2 protein-coding genes are annotated in these 4,794 nt (G+C 74.3%); both read right to left on the bottom strand.

Translation table 11 applies throughout. From position 1 onward, the window contains the following. Positions 1–1,701 (bottom strand): type I polyketide synthase (locus ACFUK0_RS39395; RefSeq protein WP_380258771.1); only part of this gene is annotated, 1,701 nt, incomplete at its 3' end. 67 nt (positions 1,702–1,768) lie between these two features. Next, the coding region (locus ACFUK0_RS39390) for an SDR family NAD(P)-dependent oxidoreductase (RefSeq protein ID WP_380258769.1) at positions 1,769–4,794 on the bottom strand (3,026 nt) is incomplete at its 5' end.

The raw sequence follows: 4,794 nt of genomic DNA, 5'->3' as shown, positions 1-4,794 counted from the left end.
GGGGAAGACGAAGACGGTGCGGCCGCCGGAGCGTGCGGTGCCGGTGTGCAGGGCGGGGTGCGAACGCCCCGCCACCAACGCCTCCAACGCCTCGTCGGCCTCCGCCGCGTCCGCGGTCACCACGACCGCGCGGTGCTCGTGCGCGGCGCGGGTGGTGGCCAGCGCGTGGGCGACGTCCGCGGCGTCCGCCTCGGTGCCGCCGAGGTGCTCGCGCAGCCGGCCGGCCTGTTCGCGCAGCGCCTGCTCGGTGTGCCCGGACAGCGGCCAGGCCACCGGCCCGGACTCGGCCGGCTCCGGCTCCTCGGCGTCGGCCTGCTCCGGGGCCTGTTCGAGGATCAGGTGGGCGTTGGTGCCGCTGATGCCGAAGGAGGAGACGGCGGCCCGGCGAGGGCGGCCGGTCTCCGGCCACGGCGTGTGCTCGGCCAGCAGGGCGACGTTCCCGCCGCTCCAGTCGACGTGCGGGGACGGCTCGTCCAGGTGCAGGGTGCGCGGCAGCTCACCGTGCTGCAGCGCCTCGATGATCTTGATGATGCCGGCCACGCCGGCGGCGGCCTGGGTGTGGCCGATGTTGGACTTGATCGAGCCGAGGTGCAGCGGGAGGTCGGCGGGCCGGTCCTGGCCGTAGGTGGCCAGGATGGCCTGCGCCTCGATCGGGTCGCCGAGCGTGGTGCCGGTGCCGTGCGCCTCCACCGCGTCCACCTGGTCCGCCGTCAGCCCCGCACTCGCCAGCGCCTCCCGGATCACCCGCTGCTGCGCGGGGCCGTTCGGCGCGGTCAGGCCGTTGCTGGCACCGTCCTGGTTGATCGCCGAACCACGCAGCACCGCAAGCACCTTGTGCCCGTTGCGCCGCGCGTCCGACAGCCGCTCCAGCACCAGGACGCCGACGCCCTCGGCGAAGCCGGTGCCGTCCGAACCGGCCGCGAACGGCTTGCAGCGCCCGTCCGGGGCCAGCCCGCGCTGCCGGCTGAACTCCACGAAGATGTTCGGCGTCGACATCACCACCACACCGCCGGCCAGCGCCAGCGTGCTCTCCCCGCGCCGCAGCGACTGCGCCGCCAGGTGCACCGTCACCAGCGAGGACGAGCAGGCGGTGTCCACCGTCAGCGCGGGCCCCTCCAGGCCCAGTACGTACGACACCCGCCCGGACAGCACGCTCGCGGCCGCACCCGTGATCACGTACCCCTCGACGGCGGTCGGGACGGTCGGCGTCCGGGTCGCGTAGTCGTGCGAGGAGGCGCCGACGAACACGCCCGTCCGCGTCCCGCGCAGTGCCGACGGATCCAGGCCGGCCCGCTCCACCGCCTCCCAGGCGGTCTCCAGCAGCAGCCGCTGCTGCGGGTCCATCGCCAGCGCCTCGCGCGGACTGATCCCGAACAGTTCCGCGTCGAAGTCGGCGGCCCCGGCGAGGAACCCGCCCTCGCGGACGTACGAGGTGCCCGAGTGCTCCGGGTCCGGGTCGTAGAGCGCGCCGGTGTCCCAGCCGCGGTCCTCCGGGAACGGGCCGATCGCGTCGACCCCGTCGGCGACCAGCCGCCACAGGTCCTCCGGCGAGTTCACCCCGCCCGGGTAGCGGCAGCCGATGCCGACCACCGCGATCGGCTCCTTCTCCCGGTCCTGCACCTCCTGGAGCCGCCGCCGGGTGTCCTGGAGGTCGGCCGTCGCCCGCTTGAGGTACTCGAAGAGCTTCTGTTCGTCCGCCATGATCGCCTCTGCCTGTCCGTTCCTCGGATTGCCGTTGTCTACTACTCGTTGCCGAACTGCCGCTCCGTCAGGAACTGCCGCCGTCGATCAGCGCGAAGATCTCGTCGTGGGTGGCGTTCTCCAGGTCGATCGCCTCGGAGTCCGCGCCGGCCTCCTCGACGCCGCCGGCCTCCAGCCGCGACAGCAGCACCCGCAGCCGCCCCAGCAGCGCGCCGGGCACGGCCGCCCCGGCGGCCAGCGCCTCCTCCATGGAGGCCTCCAGGGCCCGCAGCCCGGCCGCGCCCTCGTCGCCCGCGCCCTCGTCCGCCTGTGCCGATCCCTGCTCCGGGACGGCCAGGTCGGCCAGCAGCCGGGCGGCGAGCGCCTCCGGCGTCGGGTGGTCGAAGACGAGGGTGGTGGGGAGGTGGAGTCCGGTGGCGGCACGCAGGCGGTTGCGGAGTTCGACGGCGGTGAGGGAGTCGAAGCCGAGGTCCTTGAACGGCTGGTCCGGCGCCAGCCGGGCGGCATCCGGGTGGGCCAGGACGACGGCGGCCTCGCCGCGCACCAGGTCCAGCAGCAGGTTCCGCCGCGCCGACGGGTTGAGCGGCGCCAGCCGGTCCGTCAGCGACGGTCCGCTCGGGGCCGCAGCCGCAGCCGCGGCCACCCGCCTGGCCGGCGCCCGCAGCAGGCCGCGCAGCAGCGCCGGCGCCGCCGCGGCGTCACCGCGCAGCGCGCTCTCGTCCAGCTGCACCGCGGTCAGCACGGACTGCCGGCTGAGCAGTGCCGCGTCGAGCAGGGCGAGGCCACGCTCGGTGGTCAGCGGGACGGCGCCGCTGCGGTTCAGCCGGCTGCGGTCGGTGCTCTGGAGGTTGGTGGTGAGGGTGCTGGTCTCGGCCCAGAGTCCCCAGGCGATGGAGGTGGCGGGGAGGCCGTGGGTGTGGCGGTGGTGGGCGAGGGCGTCGAGGGCGGCGTTGGCTGCTGCGTAGTTGGCCTGTCCGGGGGTGCCGAGGGTGCCGGCGGCGGAGGAGAAGAGGACGAAGGCGGCGAGGTCGAGGTGCTCGGTGAGCCGGTGCAGGTGCCACGCCGCGTCGGCCTTGGGCCGCAGCACCGTGTCGAGCCGCTCCGGGGTGAGGGCCGCGAGCGTGCCGTCGTCGAGGACGCCGGCGACGTGGAAGACGCCGGTGAGGGGGTGGTCGGTGGGGATGGTGGCGAGGGCTTCGGTGAGGGCGTGGTGGTCGGCGGTGTCGGTGGCGAGGAGGTCGGCGTGGGCGCCGAGTTCGCGTAGTTCGGTGAGGAGTTGGTCGGCGCCGGGGGCGTTGGTGCCGCTGCGGCTGAGGAGGAGGAAGCGGTTGGCGTGGTGGTGGGTGGCGAGGTGGCGGGCGACGTGGGCGCCGAGGGTGCCGGTGGCGCCGGTGATGAGGACGGTGCCGTTCGGGTCCAGGGGCTGCGGGACGGTCAGCGCCAGCTTGCCGATGTGCCGGCCGGAGGCCAGGTGCCGCAGGGCGGCCGGGGCGTCCGAGATCTCCCACGCGGTGATCGGGAGCGGTTCGAGGACGCGCGCCTCGAACAGCGCGGTCAGCTCCTTGAGCAGCTGCTGGATGTGGTCGGGACCGGTCTCGAACAGGTCGAAGTACGAGTAGCCGACGCCGGGGTGGTCGCGGCCGACGGTGTCGGCGTCGCGGATGTCGAGCTTCCCGATGTCGATCAGGTGGCCCTTGCGGGGCTCCAGCAGCCGCAGCGTGGCGTCGGTGTACTCCTTGGTCAGGGAGTGCAGCGCGAAGTCGATGCCCTGGCCGTCGGTGGTGGCGTTGACGTGCTCCTCGAAGCTGAGGTCACGGCTGTTGCTGATGTGGCTCGCCGGCACGCCGAGTCCGGCCAGGTGGTGCTGCTTGTAAACGCTGGTGGTGGTGTGGACGGTGGCGCCGATGTGGCGGGCGATGTTGAGCGCGGCGAGTCCGACACCGCCGGTGGCGGCGTGGATCAGCAGGTGGTGGTGCGGCTGCAGGTCGGCCAGGTGCTTCAACGCGTGGTACGCCGTCAGGTGCACCACCGCCGTGGTGGCCGCCTCGGTGTGGGTGAAGTGCGCGGGCGTACGGGCCAGGTACCGCTGGTCGGTCGTGCTGAACCGGGTGATCGACCCCGGGAAGAGGCCGTAGACGCGGTCGCCCGGCCGGAAGTCGCTGACGTCCTCGGCCGCGTGGGTGACGATGCCGGCGGCCTCGCTGCCGAACGGGGCGTCGTCCTCCGGGTAGAGGCCGAGTGCGATCAGGCTGTCGCGGAAGTTCAGGCCGGCCGCGTGGATCGCCACCCGGACGTGGCCGGACGGCAACGACTCCTCCTCGCCCCCGCCGGACGGCGCCAGGGTCAGGCTGTCGAGCGTGCCCTTCTCCAGGATCTCCAGACGCCAGTTCGGCGCGTCCTGCGGCGGCGTGAGGGCCGGCGCGGTGTTGGGCGTGAGCCGGGGGGTGTACGGCTTGTTGTTCCGGACGGCGAGCTGGGGCTCCCCGGCCGCGTGGGCGGCGGCGAGGGTGGCGGCCAGCGTCTCGGCGGTGGCCGGGGTGCCGGGGTGGGCGTCGAGGTCGAGCAGCGTGATGCGGTCCGGGTTCTCGGCCTGCGCGGAGCGCACCAGCCCCCAGACGGCGGCCAGCGCCGGTGCGGCCAGGTGCTCGCCCGGGGTGACCGCCGCCGCACCGGTGCCGACCAGCACCAGGCGGACCTGGTCGAGCTCGGGCGCGGCCAGCCAGCGCTGGAGCAGCTCCAGCGTGGGGTAGGCCGCCGTGCGGACCGCCGCCGGCAGCGGGGCGTCGCGGTCGGGGTCGGGGATGCGCGCGAGGACCAGCTCCGGCGCGGGGGCGCCGTCGGCGAGTGCGCTCAGCAGTGCGTCCAGGTCGGCGTAGCCGTCGGTCGTCGTCGGCTCCGGCAGGAGGCCCGCGACGTCCTCGCCGAGGACCGCCCAACTGCCCTGTTCCGCAGCGCCTTCGGCGAGCCGGAGTTCCGACCAGGTGGTCCGGAGCAGTCCGTTGTCGTTGGTGTTGGTGAGGTTGTGGAGGGTGGTGGTGAGTTGTTGGGGGGTGGTGGGGTGGGTGGTGAGGGTGGTTTGGGTGATGGGGGTGC

It is taken from the genome of Kitasatospora sp. NPDC057223 (assembly GCF_042669755.1).
Classification (GTDB): Bacteria; Actinomycetota; Actinomycetes; order Streptomycetales; family Streptomycetaceae; genus Kitasatospora.
This window is presented reverse-complemented; position numbering and strand designations above follow the sequence as displayed.